At 64.0% G+C, this 17,777-nt stretch carries 15 protein-coding genes; 11 read left to right on the top strand and 4 right to left on the bottom strand.

The window, feature by feature from the left end:
• Positions 1-9: 9 nt before the first annotated feature.
• From N5D48_RS14400 to N5D48_RS14375, 6 genes are all read left to right on the top strand, one after another.
• Entirely contained in the window at positions 10-978 is a 969-nt protein-coding gene (locus tag N5D48_RS14400) for an ABC transporter ATP-binding protein (RefSeq protein ID WP_028689621.1), read from the top strand.
• Entirely contained in the window at positions 978-1,946 is a 969-nt protein-coding gene (locus N5D48_RS14395) for an ABC transporter ATP-binding protein (protein WP_279885305.1), read from the top strand. Before N5D48_RS14400 ends, N5D48_RS14395 begins: the two co-directional genes overlap by 1 nt.
• A 334-nt stretch (positions 1,947-2,280) precedes the next feature.
• Positions 2,281-3,090 (top strand): nuclear transport factor 2 family protein, encoded by an 810-nt coding sequence (locus tag N5D48_RS14390; protein WP_279885303.1) that lies wholly within the window; start codon positions 2,281-2,283, stop codon positions 3,088-3,090.
• Between the two features lie 64 nt (positions 3,091-3,154).
• On the top strand, positions 3,155-4,561 hold the full coding sequence (locus tag N5D48_RS14385) for an FAD-dependent oxidoreductase (protein ID WP_279885300.1): 1,407 nt from the start codon (positions 3,155-3,157) through the stop codon (positions 4,559-4,561).
• A gap of 33 nt (positions 4,562-4,594) precedes the next feature.
• Positions 4,595-4,936 (top strand): cupin domain-containing protein, encoded by a 342-nt coding sequence (locus N5D48_RS14380; RefSeq protein WP_279806958.1) that lies wholly within the window; start codon positions 4,595-4,597, stop codon positions 4,934-4,936.
• Positions 4,937-4,988: 52 nt separating this feature from the next.
• Positions 4,989-6,068: a polyamine ABC transporter substrate-binding protein gene (locus N5D48_RS14375; RefSeq protein ID WP_279885298.1), complete on the top strand. Its 1,080-nt coding sequence runs from the start codon at positions 4,989-4,991 to the stop codon at positions 6,066-6,068.
• 173 nt (positions 6,069-6,241) lie between these two features.
• On the opposite strand, the gene N5D48_RS14370 is transcribed toward N5D48_RS14375, so the two are convergent.
• Positions 6,242-7,825: a peptide chain release factor 3 gene (locus N5D48_RS14370; protein ID WP_279885295.1), complete on the bottom strand. Its 1,584-nt coding sequence runs from the start codon at positions 7,823-7,825 to the stop codon at positions 6,242-6,244.
• A gap of 563 nt (positions 7,826-8,388) precedes the next feature.
• Between N5D48_RS14370 and N5D48_RS14365 the strand changes: the two genes are divergently transcribed.
• The 4 genes from N5D48_RS14365 to N5D48_RS14350 are packed head-to-tail and all read left to right on the top strand — an operon-like array spanning position 8,389 to position 11,807.
• Positions 8,389-9,075 carry an ABC transporter permease gene (locus N5D48_RS14365; RefSeq protein WP_279807081.1) on the top strand — a complete coding sequence of 229 codons (687 nt, stop codon included), beginning with the start codon at positions 8,389-8,391 and terminating at the stop codon, positions 9,073-9,075.
• 13 nt (positions 9,076-9,088) lie between these two features.
• A complete protein-coding gene (locus N5D48_RS14360) occupies positions 9,089-10,003 on the top strand; it encodes a glycine betaine ABC transporter substrate-binding protein (protein WP_279885292.1) in 915 nt (304 codons plus the stop codon).
• A complete protein-coding gene (locus tag N5D48_RS14355) occupies positions 10,000-10,653 on the top strand; it encodes an ABC transporter permease (RefSeq protein WP_279885290.1) in 654 nt (217 codons plus the stop codon). The genes N5D48_RS14360 and N5D48_RS14355 overlap by 4 nt, the downstream gene beginning before the upstream one ends.
• Complete coding sequence (locus N5D48_RS14350) at positions 10,650-11,807, top strand: ABC transporter ATP-binding protein (RefSeq protein ID WP_279885287.1); 1,158 nt, start codon at positions 10,650-10,652, stop codon at positions 11,805-11,807. Before N5D48_RS14355 ends, N5D48_RS14350 begins: the two co-directional genes overlap by 4 nt.
• A 138-nt stretch (positions 11,808-11,945) precedes the next feature.
• Here N5D48_RS14350 and N5D48_RS14345 read toward each other — a convergent pair whose 3' ends face one another.
• From N5D48_RS14345 to N5D48_RS14335, 3 genes are all read right to left on the bottom strand, one after another.
• Complete coding sequence (locus N5D48_RS14345) at positions 11,946-14,363, bottom strand: TonB-dependent siderophore receptor (protein WP_279885284.1); 2,418 nt, start codon at positions 14,361-14,363, stop codon at positions 11,946-11,948.
• 108 nt (positions 14,364-14,471) lie between these two features.
• On the bottom strand, positions 14,472-15,434 hold the full coding sequence (locus tag N5D48_RS14340) for a FecR family protein (protein WP_279885340.1): 963 nt from the start codon (positions 15,432-15,434) through the stop codon (positions 14,472-14,474).
• Between the two features lie 17 nt (positions 15,435-15,451).
• Positions 15,452-15,940 carry a sigma-70 family RNA polymerase sigma factor gene (locus N5D48_RS14335; protein WP_279885281.1) on the bottom strand — a complete coding sequence of 163 codons (489 nt, stop codon included), beginning with the start codon at positions 15,938-15,940 and terminating at the stop codon, positions 15,452-15,454.
• 657 nt (positions 15,941-16,597) lie between these two features.
• Here N5D48_RS14335 and N5D48_RS14330 point away from each other — a divergent pair.
• Positions 16,598-17,761, top strand: coding sequence for a type III PLP-dependent enzyme (locus N5D48_RS14330; RefSeq protein WP_279885278.1), 1,164 nt, complete (start codon positions 16,598-16,600; stop codon positions 17,759-17,761).
• Positions 17,762-17,777 lie beyond the last annotated feature (16 nt).

The following is a 17,777-nucleotide window of genomic DNA, read 5'->3' as shown; positions in this document are numbered from 1 at the left end:
GAGAACGCCATGTCACTGTTGCAGATCAACAACCTGAACGTGCGCTTCGGCGACGCCAATGCCGTGCCCGTGGTGGACGGCCTCGAGCTGAGCGTGGATGCCGGCGAGATCCTCGCCATCGTCGGCGAGTCCGGCTCCGGCAAGTCCGTCACCATGATGGCCCTGATGGGCCTGATCGACGCCCCCGGACGCATCACCGCCGACGTGCTCAACTTCGACGGCATCGACATGCTCAAGCTCAGCGGCCGCCAGCGCCGCAAGGTGGTGGGCAAGGACATCGCCATGGTCTTCCAGGACCCGATGACCGCGCTCAACCCCAGCTACACCGTCGGTTACCAGATCGAGGAAGTGCTGCGCCAGCACCTCGGCCTGAAGGGCAAGGCCGCGCGCCAGCGTGCCCTGGAGCTGCTGAAGAAGGTCGAGATCCCGGCGGCCGAAAGCCGCCTGGACGCCTACCCGCACCAGCTGTCCGGCGGCATGAGCCAGCGCGTGGCGATCGCCATGGCCATCGCTGGCGAGCCGAAGCTGCTGATCGCCGACGAGCCGACCACCGCTTTGGACGTGACCATCCAGGCGCAGATCATGGAGCTGCTGGTCAACCTGCAGAAAGAGCGCAACATGGCGCTCATTCTCATCACCCACGACCTGGCCGTGGTCGCCGAGACCGCCAAGCGCGTATGCGTGATGTACGCGGGCCAGGCCGTCGAAGTCGGTCAGGTGCCGGAGCTGTTCGACATCCCCGCCCACCCGTACAGCGAGGCGCTGCTGGCGGCCATTCCCGAGCACAGCATCGGCGCCGAGCGCCTGGCCACCCTGCCCGGTATCGTCCCCGGCCGCTATGACCGTCCGCAGGGTTGCCTGCTGTCGCCGCGCTGCCCTTACGTGCAGGAAAACTGCCGCCGGCAGCGCCCGGCCCTCGATCCCCAGGCCCACAGCCTGGTGCGTTGCTTCTATCCGCTGAACCAGGAGGTGGCGTGATGGCCGTCGTTCTTTCCGCTCGTGAGCTGACCCGCCACTACGAAGTCTCTCGCGGCCTGTTCAAGGGCCATGCGCTGGTCCGCGCGCTCAATGGCGTGTCGTTCGAACTGGAGGCCGGCAAGACCCTGGCCGTGGTCGGTGAGTCCGGCTGCGGCAAGTCGACCCTGGCCCGGGCCCTGACCCTGATCGAGGACCCCTCCTCCGGCTCGCTGCAGATCGCCGGCCACGAGGTCAAGGGCGCCAGCAAGGACCAGCGCAAGCAACTGCGCCGCGACGTGCAGATGGTGTTCCAGAGCCCCTACGCCTCACTCAACCCACGGCAGAAGATCGGCGACCAGCTGGCCGAGCCGCTGCTGATCAACACCTCGCTGAGCAAGACCGAGCGCCGCGAGAAAGTGCAGAAGATGATGGAGCAGGTGGGCTTGCGCCCCGAGCATTACCAGCGCTATCCGCACATGTTCTCCGGCGGCCAGCGCCAGCGTATCGCCCTGGCCCGGGCGATGATGCTGCAACCCAAGGTGCTGGTGGCGGACGAACCAACCTCGGCGCTGGACGTATCGATCCAGGCCCAGGTGCTGAACCTGTTCATGGACCTGCAGAAGGAGTTCAACACCGCCTACGTGTTCATCTCCCACAACCTGGCGGTGGTACGCCATGTGGCCGACCAAGTGCTGGTGATGTACCTGGGGCGGCCGGCGGAGATGGGGCCGAAGGAGGATATCTACGAGAAGCCGCTGCACCCGTACACGCAAGCGCTTCTGTCGGCAACTCCGGCGATCCATCCGGATCCTTTGAAGCCGAAGATCCGCATTGCCGGTGAACTGCCCAACCCGTTGAATCCGCCGGATGGCTGCGCGTTCCACAAGCGCTGCCCGCATGCCACCGAGCGTTGCGCCAAGGAAGTGCCGGCGTTGCGCCAGGTGAGCACGCGGCAGGTGGCTTGCCACTATGCCGAGCAGTTCCTCTAGGTCCGGGTAGCCTTCATCGCGGGGCAAGCCCGCTCCCACGAAAGCCAGCTCGGCCTCGTGGGAGCGGGCTTGCCCCGCGATTGCTTCAATGCATGAAGAACCAAATCAGGATGATCACCGGAATCGGCACCCCAATCATCCACAGCAGTATCGAGCGCATGGCCGTTCTCCTCGTTCGGTGTTGAACAAAGGAAGTGCAGCCCCCATGCCAGCTGTATCAAAAAATTACATACATATGAATCAAGCCCTTAGCCGATAAGCGCTTGAAAAAACCGTGCAATATGCCGGATCCGTGGCCTTGCGCCTGGGTTTTCTGCAATGCACTATCGAGCCCATGACCGCCACTCCCCTCCCCGACGGCCCCGGGCAAACCCCGCTCACCGCCGACACCGTCATGCGCTACCACCTGTGCTGGAAGCATCGCGACCTGGACGGCGTGATGGCGCTCTACCACCCGGACATCCAGTACCACGACTTCTTCCAGAACCGCGTGCTCGGCTTCGCCGAACTGCGCGACTATGTGCGCGCCTGCCTGCCCCATGAAACCGGCGAGGACATCGTGCACAGCGACCGCATCCGCGTCGACGGCTGCACCGCGTTCATCCAGTACCAGGTCACGGTCCAGGGTGGCGAGGGGTTGGTGGCATTCCAGTCCAGCGAGGCGATCACGGTCAGGGACGGGCTGATCTGGCGGGTCAACGAATACGCCACCCTGGTACGCCAGGGCGGCAGCGCCAGCCTGCCGGGCGGCCCCCGCCCAGCCACCAGCCGCCTGGGCCTGTCACCGCGCCAATTGTCGACCATGGCCCAGGACCTGGAGCACTACTTCCAAGGCCAGCGCCCCTACCTCGACCCAGAACTCGATCTACAGCAGGTCGCCGACGAGAGTGGCTACAGCCGCAACCAGATTTCCTATCTGCTCAATCAGGTGCTCGGGCAAAGCTTCTACCGTTACGTGAACCAGGCACGCCTGCAGCACCTGATGGCCAGCCTTGGCGACGCCAGTGTGCGCACCCCCATCGACGAACTGGCCTTCAATGCCGGCTTCAACTCGCTGTCGGCCTTCTACAAATGCTTTCGCGAGCACACCGGCTTGTCGCCCAAGGCCTACCTCAAACAGATTTCCCTGCGTGCACGCACGTAAGACAGCCCCGCCCGCCCTTCACTAGGATCGCCCACAGACCCCAGCGGATGTGGAGCCCGACCCGATGCAAGCCCTGCGCACGATCAGCCTGTGGATGGACCAGCTCGACGAGTCGCTGTGCCCTCGCCCAGCCTTGCGCCAGGACCTGGACCTCGATGTGTGCATCATCGGCGCCGGTTACACCGGCCTGTGGACCGCCTACTACCTCAAGCGTCAGGCGCCGCAGCTGAACATCGCCGTGATCGAGGCCAACATCGCCGGTTTCGGCGCTTCCGGGCGCAACGGCGGTTGGCTGATGGGCAACCTGCTGGGCGAGGACCGCCTGCTCGCCACACTGTCGCCGCAGCAGCGTCGCGAAAGCATCGACTTGCTGCACGGCATCCCCGACGAAGTCCATGACGTGCTGCTGCGCGAAGGCATTGCCTGCGACTACCGCAAAGGCGGGGTGCTGTACTGCGCCGCCCGCTACCCGGAGCAGGAGCGCAGCCTGCGCGCCTGGCTCGATGACCTCTATCGCCAGGGCATGAACGAGGACGACTATCGCTGGCTGCGCCCCGAGCAGCTGGATGCCCAGTTGAAGGTGAGCAACCCCTATGGCGCCCTCTACAGCCCGCATGTCGCCACGATCCAACCGGCCAAACTGGTGCGCGGCCTGGCGCGGACGGTGGAGGCCATGGGCGTGCCGATCTACGAGAACACCCCGGCCATCGACTGGCAGTGCAGCGAAGTGCGCACCCCGCTGGCACGCATCCGCAGCCACTGGGTGGTGCCTGCCGTCGAAGGCTACGCCGCCAGCCTGCCACCGCTCGGGCGGCACCAGTTGCCGGTGCAGAGCCTGCTGGTGGCCACCGAGCCGCTGCCCGAGTCGACCTGGGAACAGATCGGCCTGAGCCAGGGCCAGGCCTTCAGCGAAAACAGCCGCCAGGTCACCTACGGCCAGCGCAGCGCCGACAACCGCCTGGTGTTCGGCGCCCGTGGCGGCTACCGCTTCGGTGGCCGCCTGCGCGAAGACTTCACCTTGACCGACAACGAGGTCGAGCTACGTCGCTACCTGTTCGGCGAACTGTTCCCCCAGCTCAAGCATGTGCGCATCACCCACTCGTGGGGCGGCAACCTGGGCATGGCCCGGCGCTTCCGCCCGCACATGCTGTGCGATCGCCAGCGCGGCATCGCCTTGTCCGGTGGCTACGGCGGCGAGGGCGTCGGCGCCACCAACCTGGGTGGGCGCACCCTGGCCGCGCTGATCCTCGGCCAGCACAACGAACTCACCGCCCAACCCTGGGTACACGACAACCGCCCCTTGTCGAGCCTGGCCAGCTGGCCACCGGAACCCTGCCGCTGGCTGGGCTACAACGCGATCATCCAGAGTTTCGTCCACGAGGACCGGACCCTCGCCAACCCGGCCAGCGCCCCCTGGCGGCGGCGCCTGGCCAGCGGGTTGGCCGACTTCATGGAAGGTTTCATGCACTGACTTCCCTTTATCACCACACAGGATCCACCGGTCATGAGCATCACCCAGTTCAAGCATACCGACAGCGCCATCCTGGACAGCTCCAACCCGGTCGCCGTGCCCCTCGGCGAGCCGGTCGCGGTCACCTCGGTCACTTGCGTCGAACGCAGTGACGGCGTCGAGACCGGGATCTGGGAGTGCACCCCGGGGCGCTGGCGCCGGCAGATCGTGCAGCAGGAGTTCTGTCACTTCATCAAGGGCCGCTGCACCTTCACGCCCGACGGTGGCGAGCCCCTGGTCATAGAAGCCGGAGACGCCCTGATGCTACCGGCCAACAGCCTCGGCACCTGGGATATCCAGGAGACCGTGCGCAAGACCTACGTACTGATTTTCTGATCCGTTGATCGCCTGCCTTCGATAACAACAGACAAAGCAAGGTACCCCCGACATGCGCACGCTCCTTCTCGCTCCCCTGATGCTGGCCGCAAGCGTTGCCGGCGCCGCCGACTCGGTGAAGATCTACAACTGGTCGAGCTACATCGCCCCGGACACCCTGAAGCAGTTCCAGCAAACCACCGGCATCGTGCCCACCTACGATGTGTTCGACAGCAACGAGACCCTCGACGGCAAGCTGATGACCGGCAACTCCGGTTACGACGTGGTGTTCCCGTCCAACCACTTCATGGCCCGGCAGATCCAGGGCAAGGCCCTGAAGAAGCTGGACAAGTCGCAGCTGCCGAACTGGAAGAACCTCAACCCGGTGCTGCTCAAGGCGCTGGAGGTGAACGACCCGGGCAACCAGTACGGCTTCCCCTACCTGTGGGGCAGCACCGGCATCGGCTACAACATCGACAAGGTCAAGGCGGTGCTCGGCGACAACGCGCCCATCGATTCGTGGGACCTGTTCTTCAAGCCCGAATACCTGTCCAAGCTCAAGAGCTGCGGCGTGGCGGTGCTGGACAACGGCCCCGAGCTGCTGCCGATCGCCCTGCACTACCTGGGCCTGCCGCACCACAGCCAGAATCCGGCGGACTACGACAAGGCCAAGGCGTTGCTGATGACGGTGCGCCCGTATATCAGCTACTTCCATTCCTCGAAGTACACCGGCGACCTGGCCAATGGCGACGTGTGCCTGGTGGTGGGGTTCTCGGGCGATGTGCTGCAGGCCAAGAACCGCGCCGACGAAGCGAAGAACGGGGTGAAGGTGGGCTACTCGATCCCGAAGGAAGGCGCACCGATGTGGTTCGACATGGTCGCCATGCCGGCCGATGCGCCCAACGAGAAAGCGGGTTACGCGTACATGAACTACCTGTTGCAGCCGGAGGTGATGGCGAACATCAGCAACTTCGTGCAGTACGCCAATGGCAACCAGCAGGCTGACGCGCTGGTGGACCCGACGATGAAGGGCAATACGATGATCTACCCGAGCGCGGATGTGATGGGCAAGCTGTATGCCCTGGAAGCGATGCCGGCGAAGATCGACCGGATCAGGACGCGGATCTGGACCAGCGTAAAAGCGGGGAATTGATTGCGGGCATTACGCGATCCCTGTAGGAGCGGCCTTGCCGAGGCGTCGGACCGGTCGGAAAGGGCTGCGTAGCGGCCCCAGGATTCAATGTTAATCAAAGATCGCTGGGGCCGCTTTGCGGCCCTTTCGCGACGCAAGGCCGCTCCTACAAGGTCAGGTGAAGGCCTGGACGATCAGTGATGCTCGCGGGTAGCGCGGAACTTGATGTCCGGCCAGCGCTCTTCCATCAGCGACAGGTTGACCCGGGTCGGGGCCAGGTAGGTCAGGTGACCGCCACCGTCGATGGCCAGGTTCTCCATGGCCTTGTTCTGGAATTCCTCGAGTTTCTTCTTGTCGTCGCAGCTGATCCAGCGCGCCGACCAGACGGTGATCGGCTCGTAGGCGCACTCGACCTTGTACTCTTCCTTCAGGCGGCTGGCGACCACGTCAAACTGCAGCACGCCGACCGCACCGAGGATGATGTCGTTGCTGCGCTCAGGGAAGAACACCTGGGTCGCACCCTCTTCGGCCAGCTGCTGCAGGCCCTGGCGCAGCTGCTTGGATTTCAGCGGATCCTTCAGGCGCACGCGGCGGAACAGCTCCGGGGCGAAGTGCGGGATACCGGTGAAGCCCAGCGCCTCGCCTTCGGTGAAGGTGTCGCCGATCTGGATGGTGCCGTGGTTGTGCAAGCCGATGATGTCGCCGGCAAAGGCTTCTTCAAGCTGCTCGCGCTCGGAGGAGAAGAAGGTCAGCGCATCGCCGATGCGCAGGTCCTTGTTCAGGCGCACATGGCGCATCTTCATGCCCTTCTCGTACTTGCCCGAGCAGATGCGCATGAAGGCGATGCGGTCGCGGTGCTTCGGGTCCATGTTCGCCTGGATCTTGAACACGAAGCCGGTGAACTTCTCTTCCACGGGCTCCACGGTACGCTCGTGGGCCACGCGGCCCAGCGGGCGCGGCGCCCAATCGACGACCGCGTCGAGCACGTGGTCGACACCGAAGTTGCCCAGCGCGGTACCAAAGAACACCGGGGTCAGCTGGCCGTTGATGAACTCGTCCTGGTTGAACTCGTGGCAGGCACCCTGCACCAGCTCCAGTTGCTCGATGAACGAGTCGTACTGGTCGCCCAGGTGCGCACGGGCCTCGTCGGAGTCCAGGTTCTGGATGATCTTGGCTTCGGTGCGCTCGTGGCCGTGGCCTGGGGTGTAGACGACGATGTAGTCGCCGGTCAGGTGGTACACGCCCTTGAAGTCACGGTAGCAACCGATCGGCCAGGTGATCGGCGCGGCCTTGATCTTCAGCACTGCTTCGATCTCGTCGAGCAGCTCGATCGGGTCACGGATGTCACGGTCGAGTTTGTTGATGAAACTGACGATCGGCGTGTCGCGTAGACGGCAGACATCCATCAGGGCGATGGTGCGAGGCTCTACGCCTTTACCGCCGTCGAGCACCATCAGCGCCGAGTCCACCGCGGTCAGGGTGCGGTAGGTGTCTTCCGAGAAGTCCTCGTGGCCGGGGGTGTCGAGCAGGTTGATCATGTGCTCGCGGTAGGGGAACTGCATCACCGAGGTGGTGATGGAGATGCCGCGCTGCTTCTCCATTTCCATCCAGTCGGAGGTGGCGTGGCGGTCGGACTTGCGCGACTTCACGGTACCCGCGACGGAGATCGCCTTGCCCATCAGCAGGAGCTTCTCGGTGATGGTGGTCTTACCGGCGTCGGGGTGGGAAATGATGGCGAAAGTGCGGCGCTTCGCGACTTCGGCGGCCTGGTTGGTCATGGGAAATCGCCTGACTGGGGATTCAAAAAGGGGCGATATCATACCTGAAGTCGGGGCATGGGCCAAAATCTGCTGAACCCAATGCACCTGTTCCGGCCTCTTCGCGGGTAAACCCGCTCCCACAGGTGCTGCACAAGACTCAAAGGCTGTGGGAATCCTGTGGGAGCGGGTTTACCCGCGAAGAGGCCAGTGATCGCTAAAGCGTCAGCCTGGTCACGACAAATGGCTACAAAGCAGTGTTTTCAACGCCCAGAGCGCATGAATCCGATTTTTTTTCTCGATGCGTTTCCATCTTGCCAGTGATTAGCACTGGCCAAATGCCGCCCTAGATGGGAACCTTTGCCTTTACGGAGACGTCCACTCCCCTGCAACCCGCTTCGGTTCAGGGCTGGTTTCACCTGCTTCACGAGCCCGACGGGGTTCGGCTCATGGCCTGATGCCACGCATCGGGCTGCTACTCGCGGTCACACTGCCCGCCGCCAGGAATGGCCGGCCACACGGGAGTGCGAGCGCCGACTACAAAAAGGAGTCCGCCTGTGGCTGCACGCTACGGAAAAGGGCTGATGGGATGGGCCGCCGTGCTCGTCATCCTGGCCCTGCTGGTCCACTGGATCGGCATCGACACGATCGCCCGCTACCGCGACGATCTTGGGTTCTACCTGCAAGCGCACCTTGTCTTGGTGCTGGCTTCGATGGCGGCGGCGCTGGCCGTGGGCATCCCCGCCGGCATTGCCTTGAGTCGACCGCACCGGGTCGACAAGGCCGAGCGCTTCATGCAGTTCTTCAACGTTGGCAACACCATTCCCCCCCTGGCCGTCCTGGCCATCGCCCTGAGTATCCTGGGCATCGGCGCCGGCCCCGCGATCTTCGCGCTGTTCCTCGCCTCCCTCCTGCCCATCGTGCGCAACACCTACGAGGGCCTGAAAAACGTCCCCGCCTCGCTCAAGGAAGCCGCCACCGGCATCGGCATGACCCCGCGCCAGCAACTGTGGCAGGTGGAACTGCCCAATGCCGTGCCGATCATCGTCGGCGGGGTGCGCGTGGCCCTGGCACTGAACGTGGGCACCGCGCCGCTGGCATTCCTGATCGGCGCCAACAGCCTGGGCAGCCTGATCTTTCCCGGCATCGCCCTGAACAACCAGCCACAGCTGTTGCTGGGTGCCGCATGCACGGCACTGCTGGCCCTGGCGCTCGACGCGCTGGTGAGTTTCTCCAGCAAGCGCTGGCTGGAACGTGGCCTGGCCCAATAAGAAGAGGGAAAGCATGAAGAAGAGAATCGCCTTGTTCCTGGGCGCGGTCCTGCTGTTCGCAGGATTTGCCCAGGCAGCGGAAAAACCGCTGATCCGTATCGGCGCCCGGGTGTTCACCGAGCAGACCGTGCTCGCCGAAATCACCGCCCAGTACTTGCGTGCCAATGGCTTCGACGTGCGCGTGACCAGCGGCCTTGGCAGCAACATCGCCCGCCAGGCCCAGGAAACCGGCCAACTCGACCTGATGTGGGAATACACCGGCGTCTCGCTGGTGTCCTACAACCATATCGACGAGCGCATGCCCGACGCCGCAGCCACCTATGCGCGGGTGAAAGCACTCGACGCGAAAAAGGGCCTGGTCTGGCTGAGCCCGTCGAAGTTCAGCAACACCTATGCCCTGGGCCTGCCGAAGCAGGTCGCCGAAGCCTACCCGCAGGTCAATACCATCAGCGATCTCAACCAGGTACTGCGTGACGAACACTCCCGCAATCACCTGGTGGCCCTGGACACCGAATTCGCCAATCGCCCCGACGGCCTGGTGGGCCTGCGCGAGATGTACGACCTGCCGCTGGACCGGCGCAACATCCGCCAGATGGATGGTGGCCTGGTCTACACCGCCATGCGCAACAACCAGGTGTTCGCCGGCCTGGTCTACACCACCGATGGCCGCCTGAGCGCCTTCGACCTCAAGCTGCTGGAAGACGACAGGCACTACTTCCCCGACTACACCGCAGCCCCGGTGCTGCGCAAGGCGGTGCTCGACGCCAACCCGCAACTGGCCATCCTGCTCAAGCCGCTGGCCGAGCGGCTCGACGACCAGACCATGCGCCGGCTCAACGCCCAGGTCGACGTCGAGCACCAGAGCCCGACCGTGGTCGCCGCAGCCTTCCTGCGTGACCATCCACCGCACAGCGAGGTACAGCCATGAGCCTGCTCGACACCTTCGCCCACCTGGACTGGGCCCAGGTCCTGCAGCTGACCTGGCAGCACATCACCCTGGTCGGTATCGCAGTGGGCCTGGCGATCATCGTCGGCGTGCCACTGGGCATCCTGATGACTCGTTTCCCGGCCCTTGCCGGGCCCCTGCAGGCCAGCGCCACCGTGCTGCTGACCATCCCCTCGATCGCCCTGTTCGGCCTGCTGCTGCCGTTCTACTCGAAGTTCGGCCAGGGCCTCGGCCCGCTGCCGGCGATCACCGCGGTGTTCCTCTATTCACTGTTGCCAATCCTGCGCAACACCTACCTGGCCCTGACCAACGTCGAGCCCGGCATCCGTGAGGCCGCGCGCGGCATCGGCATGACCTTCGGCCAGCGCCTGCGCATGGTCGAGCTGCCCATCGCGGTGCCGGTGATCCTCGCCGGCGTGCGCACCGCCGTGGTGATGAACATCGGCGTGATGACCATCGCCGCGACCATCGGCGCCGGCGGCCTGGGCGTGCTCATCCTCACCTCCATCAGCCGCAGCGACATGTCGATGCTGCTGGTCGGCGCCGTGCTGGTCAGCCTGCTGGCGATCATCGCCGACCTGCTCCTGCAAACCCTGCAACGTGCCCTGACTCCAGAAGGACTGCGCTCATGATCGAACTGAAGAACCTCAGCAAGACCTTCAACGTCAACGGCAAGGACGTCAAAGCCGTCGACGCGGTCAGCCTCACCGTCAACGAAGGCGAGATCTGCGTGTTCCTGGGCCCCTCGGGCTGTGGCAAGAGCACCACGCTGAAGATGATCAACCGCCTGATCACCCCGACTTCCGGCCAGGTGTTCATCAACGGCGAGGACACCAGCGGCCTCGACGAGGTCACCCTGCGCCGCCACATCGGCTATGTGATCCAGCAGATCGGCCTGTTCCCCAACATGACCATCGAAGAGAACATCACCGTGGTCCCACGCCTGCTCGGCTGGGACAAGCAGCGTTGCCACGACCGGGCCCGCGAACTGATGAGCATGATCAAGCTCGAACCCAAGCAGTACCTGCAGCGTTACCCGCGCGAACTTTCAGGTGGCCAGCAACAGCGCATCGGCGTGATCCGCGCCCTGGCCGCCGAGGCCCCGGTGCTGCTGATGGACGAGCCGTTCGGCGCGGTCGACCCGATCAACCGCGAGATGATCCAGAACGAGTTCTTCGAGATGCAGCGCGCGCTGAACAAGACCGTGATCATGGTCAGCCACGACATCGACGAGGCCATCAAGCTGGGCGACAAGATCGCCATTTTCCGCGCAGGCAAGTTGCTGCAGCTGGATCATCCGGACACCCTGCTGGCCCATCCGGTGGATGACTTCGTCAGCAACTTCGTCGGCCAGGACAGTACGTTGAAACGGCTGCTGTTGGTACGCGCCGAGGATGCGGCGGACAACGCGCCGTCGGTGAGCCCGGAGACATCGGTGAGCGACGCGCTGGAACTGCTGGATGAACACGACCGACGCTACGTGGTGGTCACCGATGGGCAGAACAAGGCACTGGGCTATGTGCGTAGGCGCGACATGCACCGCCAGCAAGGGACCTGTGGGGATTTCCTGCGCCCGTTCAATGCCACGGCGGCGCATGACGAGCACCTGCGCATCCTGCTGTCGCGGATGTACGAGTTCAACCGGGCGTGGTTGCCGGTGCTGGATGCCGGGCAGGTGTTCCTGGGCGAGGTGACGCAGGAGTCGATTGCGGCGTACCTGAGTTCCGGGCGCTCGCGGGGGGCGAAGACCAGTATCGTGTCGCCTGCCGAAGCAGTGACCTCCTGATAGAAAGCCGGGGGCGCTTTGCGCCCCTTTCCGACCGGTCCGACGCCTCGGCAAGGCCGCTCCTACAGAGGAATGCGATCTCCTGTAGGAGCGGCCTTGTGTCGCGATGGGCCGCACAGCGGCCCCGGCAATCTCGAATCAGAACCCTACGCTGGCCTGCACATAGAAGGTACGCGGCTCACCCACATAGATCCCGGCATTGTTGTCGCTGGAGCGGGTGAAATACTGCTTGTCGAAAAGGTTCTTCACCCCCGCCGCCAGCTTCAGGTTCGACAGCTGAGGACCGAAGTCATAGCCGCCACGGGCATGCCAGGTCACGTAGCCAGGAATGTCGCCATACTGCCCGTCGGCACTCGGCTCGGTGATGTAGTCACCGTTGAAACTGCCATTGGCATTGATTCCGGTCCCCGGCGCGCGCTGCTTGGATTGGGCGTAGGCGTCCAGGTTCCAGGTCCAGCGGTTGACGGCGTAACGCAGCCCGGCAGTGGCCACCTGGCGCGAGTAGAACGGCAGGTCGCGGCCCTTGAAGCCGGGAATCTCCCCTTCATAGGTAGCGCGGGTATAGGTGTAGCCACCATTGACCGACAGACCTTCCAGGCGCGGGTCGAGCCCGGCCAGGTCGTAGCGCACCGAGGCTTCGATGCCCTGGTGCTTGGTCGCCCCCAGGTTGGTCCAGCCGACGTCGTTGCTGATGTACTGCAGTTCGTCGTCGAAGTCGATGTAGAACGCGGTCAGCTCACCGGCAAAACCGCCGTTGTCGTAGCGCGTACCCACTTCATAGGTCTTGGCTTTCTCCGGTTCCAGGCCATTGGCCGTGCTGTTGCCGGTGCCACCCTGGCCAAGCTGGAAATACTGCAGGCTGCCGAACGAGGTCTCGTAGTTGGCGAACAGCTTCCAGGCGTCGGACATGTGGTACATCACGCTCAGCGCCGGCAGCGGCTCGTTGCTGGTGATACTGCGGTTCTTCTCCGGCACCGGGCGGTAGTTGGCGTCCATCACCGGGCGGTCGCGCCAGTCGGTGTTGATGTGCTCGAAGCGAATGCCGGGGGTGATGGTCCAGTTGCCCACGTCGATCTTGTCGTCGATGTAGTAGGCGCTGGCCTCGGTGCCGCCGCTGCGGTCCTGGAACACATGGCCGTCGGAGGTCGGGGTGACGGTCGGCACGTTGTCGATCAACGCCAGGCGCGTGGATTGCTCGCGCATGGCCTCCTTCAGGTAGCGATAGCCGACGCTGACTTCCTGGGTGGTCGGGCCGACGAAGAAGATCCGCGACAGGCGTGGTTCGGTGGCGAAGGTGTGATAATTGCGCGGGTAGGACGACAGGGTCTTCATGTCGCGCGCGGCGATGGCGCTGCCACGGAAGCTGTCGGTGTAGTAGGTCAGCACCTCGAACTGGGTGGCGTCGTCGATCTGGCGCTGCCACTTGAACGACACATCCTTGCGCCGACCGCTGAAGTAGTCGTAGTCGCGCACCGACTGGAAGGGGTCGTGGTCGTACTGGGCCTGGGTCAGGCCACCGGGCATGTCGGCGCGACCATCGTAATAGTGAAAGTTGAGCCAGAACTCGTCGACATCGGTCGGGGCCCAGTGGGTCTTGAGCATCACGTCATCGATATCGTTGTCGTTGTTGCTGCTGCGGTAGCCGTCACCGTTCACGCCGGTGTACAGCAGCGCCACGCCGATACCGTTGTCGGCGGTGCCACCGACGAAGGCCGACTCGGTGTGTTTCCAGCCACCATGACGCGAGGTCTCCAGCGTGGTCGACAGCTCGCCGGTGGCCTTCTCGGGAATCGCCCGGGTGACGAAGTTGATCACCCCGCCGACGTTCTGCGGGCCATAGCGCACGGAACCGGCGCCGCGCACCACGTCGATGCTGTCGAGGTTGCCCGAGGAAATCGGCGCCATCGACAACTGCGGCTGGCCGTAGGGGGCAAAGGCCGCCGGAATACCGTCGATCAGCACGGTCGAGCGCGGCGACAGGCGCGACGTCAGGCCGCGCACGCCAACGTTCAGCGACAGGTCGCTGCCACCGGTACCGTTGGAGTCCTGCACCTGCACACCCGGGATGCCGCGCAGGGCGTCGCGCACGTTCATCGTGCCCTTCTCCACCATCGCTTCGCGGCGCACCACGGTGCGCGCCCCCGGATGGTTCTGCACCACGCTCTGCTCGGCATCGCCCAGCCAGTCCCCGACGACCTTCACGTCGGTGGGTGCCAGCTCCAGGCTGCCGGTGGTCAAGGTGCCGGCAGGTTGAGCCGGCTTGACCACCACGGTGTCCGCGGATTGCTCGAAGGTCAGCCCACTGCCTTGCAGCAGCTGCTGCAGCGCCTGCTCCGGCGCCAGGTTGCCGGACACCGCCGGGGCCTGCTTGCCGTCCACCAGTTCGGGGCTGAAGAACAGTTGCAGGTTGGTCTGCTGGCCTAGCTGTTTGAGCGCGCCCGCCAGTGGCTGGGCCTGGATCTGGATGCTGTCGGCGTAGCTGTTGCCAGCGGCGGCGCTGACCGCCAGGGCCAGCGCCAGGCGGCGCAGGTGGAGAAGGGGTTTATTGTTGTTCACGTCTTCGAGGGGTCCTGAGAGTCGGGATAAACGCCAACCGCATGCAAATGGAAATGCTTGGCAGTTGCAGCTGGCGGGGAAGACGAACGAACGGAAAAAAACCTGAATTTATTTCAGAACAATTTCGCTGGAGCCGTCCGGACGGGTCGTCACCCGCACCGGCAGGATGCTCGGCAGCGCCCGCAGCAGCGCGTCCGGGTCGTCGGTGCTGAAGGTGCTCGACAGGCGCAGCGCGGCGGCCTTGCCCGGTGCCACATGCAGCGGCTGGGCGCGATAGCGCGAGACTTCCGCCACCACCTCGCTCAACGGCGCGTTGTCGAACACCAGCTTGCCCTGGCGCCAGGCGGTCACGGCGTTGGCGTCGACTGCATAGGGCGCGGCGACCTTGCCCTGGGCGTCGATATGCGAGCCCTGCCCGGCACCGAGCAGCGCCAGCGACTCGGCTGCGCCCTGCACCTTCACCGAACCCTGCTCCACCGCCACGCGGGTGCTGGTCGGTTCCTGGCGGACATCGAAACGGGTGCCGGTGACGGTGACTTCACCCTGGGCGGTGCTCACCACGAATGGCCGGCCACTGTCGTGGGCGACGATGAACATCGCCTCGCCCGCCCCCAGGCGCACATGGCGACGCCCCGCAGAGAACATCACCTGCACCTGGGTTGCACTGTTGAGTTCCAGCCGTGAACCGTCCGGCAGTTCGACCTGACGCCGCTCGCCCAGGGCCGTAGTCAACGTGTCCTGATGGTTGAGCTGCTGGTACTGCCAACCTGTCCAGCCCAGCCCCAGCGCGGCCACCGCTACACCGGCCGCCAAGGCCTGGCGCAGCAGGCGGCGGCGTGGAAGCTGGCGCACCGGCTCGGGCTGGCACAGCGCTTCGAGGCGTTGTCGGGGGATGAAATCGGCGGCGCGCCACAGCTGTACCAGGCGCTGGTATTCCTCGCGATGGCGAGGGTGCTGCGCCAACCATGCCTGCAAGCCCTGCTGCACGGCGCTGTCATGCGGCGCCTCCTGGGCCCGGGCGAACCAACTGGCCGCCTGCTCGCCCACGGGGTCGGGCGCGTGCTGTCTGATCAATGGGGTCTCCTGACTCATCTGGCCGACACATCCAGGTGCTCACGCAGATGTCGGAGCGTGCGGATCATATACTTTTCGACCATGTTCTTGGTCAAACCCATGCGCTCGGCGATCTCGGCCTGGGTCAGGCCCTCGAGTTTCTGCCAGATGAACACCCGGCGGCAGTTGAGCGGCAACTCGGCCAACGCCCGCTCGACGCTGTCGGCCAGTTCCAGGGCATGCACGTAGGCCTCCGGGTCGGAACCAATGGCGGCGCCGTCGGCGAACACCTCCAGTTCGAGTGCCTGGCGACGGTCCTCGCGGCGAAAACCATCGACGGCGATGTTACGGGCGGTCTGGTGCAGGTAGGCACGCGGCTGCTCGACCTGTTCGTTCGGGTTTTCCAGAACCCGGACAAAGGCATCATGGGTGAGGTCCTCGGCCTGCTGACGACTGCGCAGCTTGCGCGTCCAGGTGCCGATCAGCTCATGGTAGTGGTCGAGAAAGCCTTTGTGTCCGGACACGTTCGGGGTCGTCAGGGAGGCAGATGAGGTCGCGAATAGTAATGCTTCTCATCAATGACGGCAATTGGCCCTGCCTTGAGCCGACCAAGGGTGGTTTCCGGTGTCGGTAACAAAAAATTTATGGCGATTTCGAAAAAAATGACGGGCGTCGTGCCGTGGCCATAAATATGAACACCCTCCGGAAAAACCCCGTTAGCCACACAGCCCCGACAAACGGTCTTCTGCCGATTCTTCGGCTCTTTCGCGGCGAAACCCAGCCAACATGCAAAGAACCCTGCTATCAGCCGTTCGCGACCAGATCGCCACCTATTCCACAATTTTTAACGCTTGTGGCCATTTCCGGAACATCCACGCCACACATCGGTCGGTTATTGCGACAGTGGGGCGTCGATACACGACGAACACCCCGGACCTGCCTGTTGATCTTGCGGTTTTCACGTCCTAAAGTGCGCGCCGAACGTCCATGCTGGAAACGATCCATCCGGCTCAAGTACTGACGACGAGACAGCAAGGTCACCCGCCGCCGCTTCACCGGCACGGTTGACCTTTTTGCTTTCGGCGACATGCCTTGGGAAGTAGGCGAACCAAAGTGGGGATACGGAGGGCGTTCAGTTTGCAGCCACTTATCTTTTCAGTTTGCCCATGGAGCCCTTGAGCATGTCGATCCAGGTCGAAGACTATTTCGCACGCGACACCTTCCAGAAAATGAAGGCGTTCGCCGACAAGCAGGAAACCCCGTTCGTACTCATCGATACCCAGATGATCAGCCAGGCCTACGACGACCTGCGCGCCGGATTCGAATTCGCCAAGGTCTACTACGCGGTCAAGGCCAACCCGGCGGTCGAGATCATCGACCTGCTCAAGGAAAAAGGCTCGAGCTTCGACATCGCCTCGATCTACGAGTTGGACAAGGTCATGGGCCGTGGCGTCGGCGCCGACCGCATCAGCTACGGCAACACCATCAAGAAGTCCAAGGACATCCGCTACTTCTACGAGAAAGGCGTGCGTCTGTACGCCACCGACTCCGAAGCCGACCTGCGCAACATCGCCAAGGCCGCGCCGGGCTCGAAAGTCTACGTGCGCATCCTCACCGAAGGCTCCACCACCGCTGACTGGCCGCTGTCGCGCAAGTTCGGCTGCCAGACCGACATGGCCATGGACCTGTTGATCCTCGCCCGCGACCTGGGCCTGGTGCCCTACGGCATTTCCTTCCACGTCGGCTCGCAACAGCGCGACATCAGCGTGTGGGACGCCGCCATCGCCAAGGTCAAGGTGATCTTCGAGCGCCTGAAGGAAGAAGACGGCATCGAACTGAAGCTGATCAACATGGGCGGCGGCTTCCCGGCCAACTACATCACCCGCACCAACAGCCTGGAAACCTACGCCGAAGAGATCATCCGCTTCCTCAAGGAAGACTTCGGCGACGACCTGCCGGAAATCATCCTCGAACCCGGCCGTTCGCTGATCGCCAACGCCGGCATCCTGGTCAGTGAAGTGGTGCTGGTGGCACGCAAGTCGCGCACCGCGGTCGAGCGCTGGATCTACACCGACGTGGGCAAATTCTCCGGCCTGATCGAAACCATGGACGAGTCGATCAAGTTCCCGATCTGGACCGAGAAGAAAGGCGAGACCGAGGAAGTGGTGATCGCCGGCCCGACCTGCGACAGCGCCGACATCATGTACGAACACTACAAGTACGGCCTGCCGCTGAACCTGGCGATCGGTGACCGTCTGTACTGGCTGTCCACCGGGGCCTACACCACCAGCTACAGCGCGGTGGAATTCAACGGTTTCCCGCCGTTGAAAGCCTACTACCTGTAATGCACAACGGGGCCGC

Source organism: Pseudomonas sp. GD03858, assembly GCF_029840925.1.
Taxonomy (GTDB): domain Bacteria; phylum Pseudomonadota; class Gammaproteobacteria; order Pseudomonadales; family Pseudomonadaceae; genus Aquipseudomonas.
Note: the sequence above shows the minus strand (reverse complement) of the source record. Positions and strands in the feature narration are given on the sequence as shown.

Coding starts and splice junctions, on each gene's coding strand:
- N5D48_RS14360 (WP_279885292.1), top strand. CDS start 9,089: ATGAAGAAGAGAATCGCCTTGTTCCTGGGCGCGGTCCTGCTGTTCGCA.
- N5D48_RS14375 (WP_279885298.1), top strand. CDS start 4,989: ATGCGCACGCTCCTTCTCGCTCCCCTGATGCTGGCCGCAAGCGTTGCC.
- N5D48_RS14390 (WP_279885303.1), top strand. CDS start 2,281: ATGACCGCCACTCCCCTCCCCGACGGCCCCGGGCAAACCCCGCTCACC.
- N5D48_RS14385 (WP_279885300.1), top strand. CDS start 3,155: ATGCAAGCCCTGCGCACGATCAGCCTGTGGATGGACCAGCTCGACGAG.
- N5D48_RS14330 (WP_279885278.1), top strand. CDS start 16,598: ATGTCGATCCAGGTCGAAGACTATTTCGCACGCGACACCTTCCAGAAA.
- N5D48_RS14370 (WP_279885295.1), bottom strand. CDS start 7,825: ATGACCAACCAGGCCGCCGAAGTCGCGAAGCGCCGCACTTTCGCCATC.
- N5D48_RS14380 (WP_279806958.1), top strand. CDS start 4,595: ATGAGCATCACCCAGTTCAAGCATACCGACAGCGCCATCCTGGACAGC.
- N5D48_RS14350 (WP_279885287.1), top strand. CDS start 10,650: ATGATCGAACTGAAGAACCTCAGCAAGACCTTCAACGTCAACGGCAAG.
- N5D48_RS14395 (WP_279885305.1), top strand. CDS start 978: ATGGCCGTCGTTCTTTCCGCTCGTGAGCTGACCCGCCACTACGAAGTC.
- N5D48_RS14400 (WP_028689621.1), top strand. CDS start 10: ATGTCACTGTTGCAGATCAACAACCTGAACGTGCGCTTCGGCGACGCC.
- N5D48_RS14365 (WP_279807081.1), top strand. CDS start 8,389: ATGGGATGGGCCGCCGTGCTCGTCATCCTGGCCCTGCTGGTCCACTGG.
- N5D48_RS14355 (WP_279885290.1), top strand. CDS start 10,000: ATGAGCCTGCTCGACACCTTCGCCCACCTGGACTGGGCCCAGGTCCTG.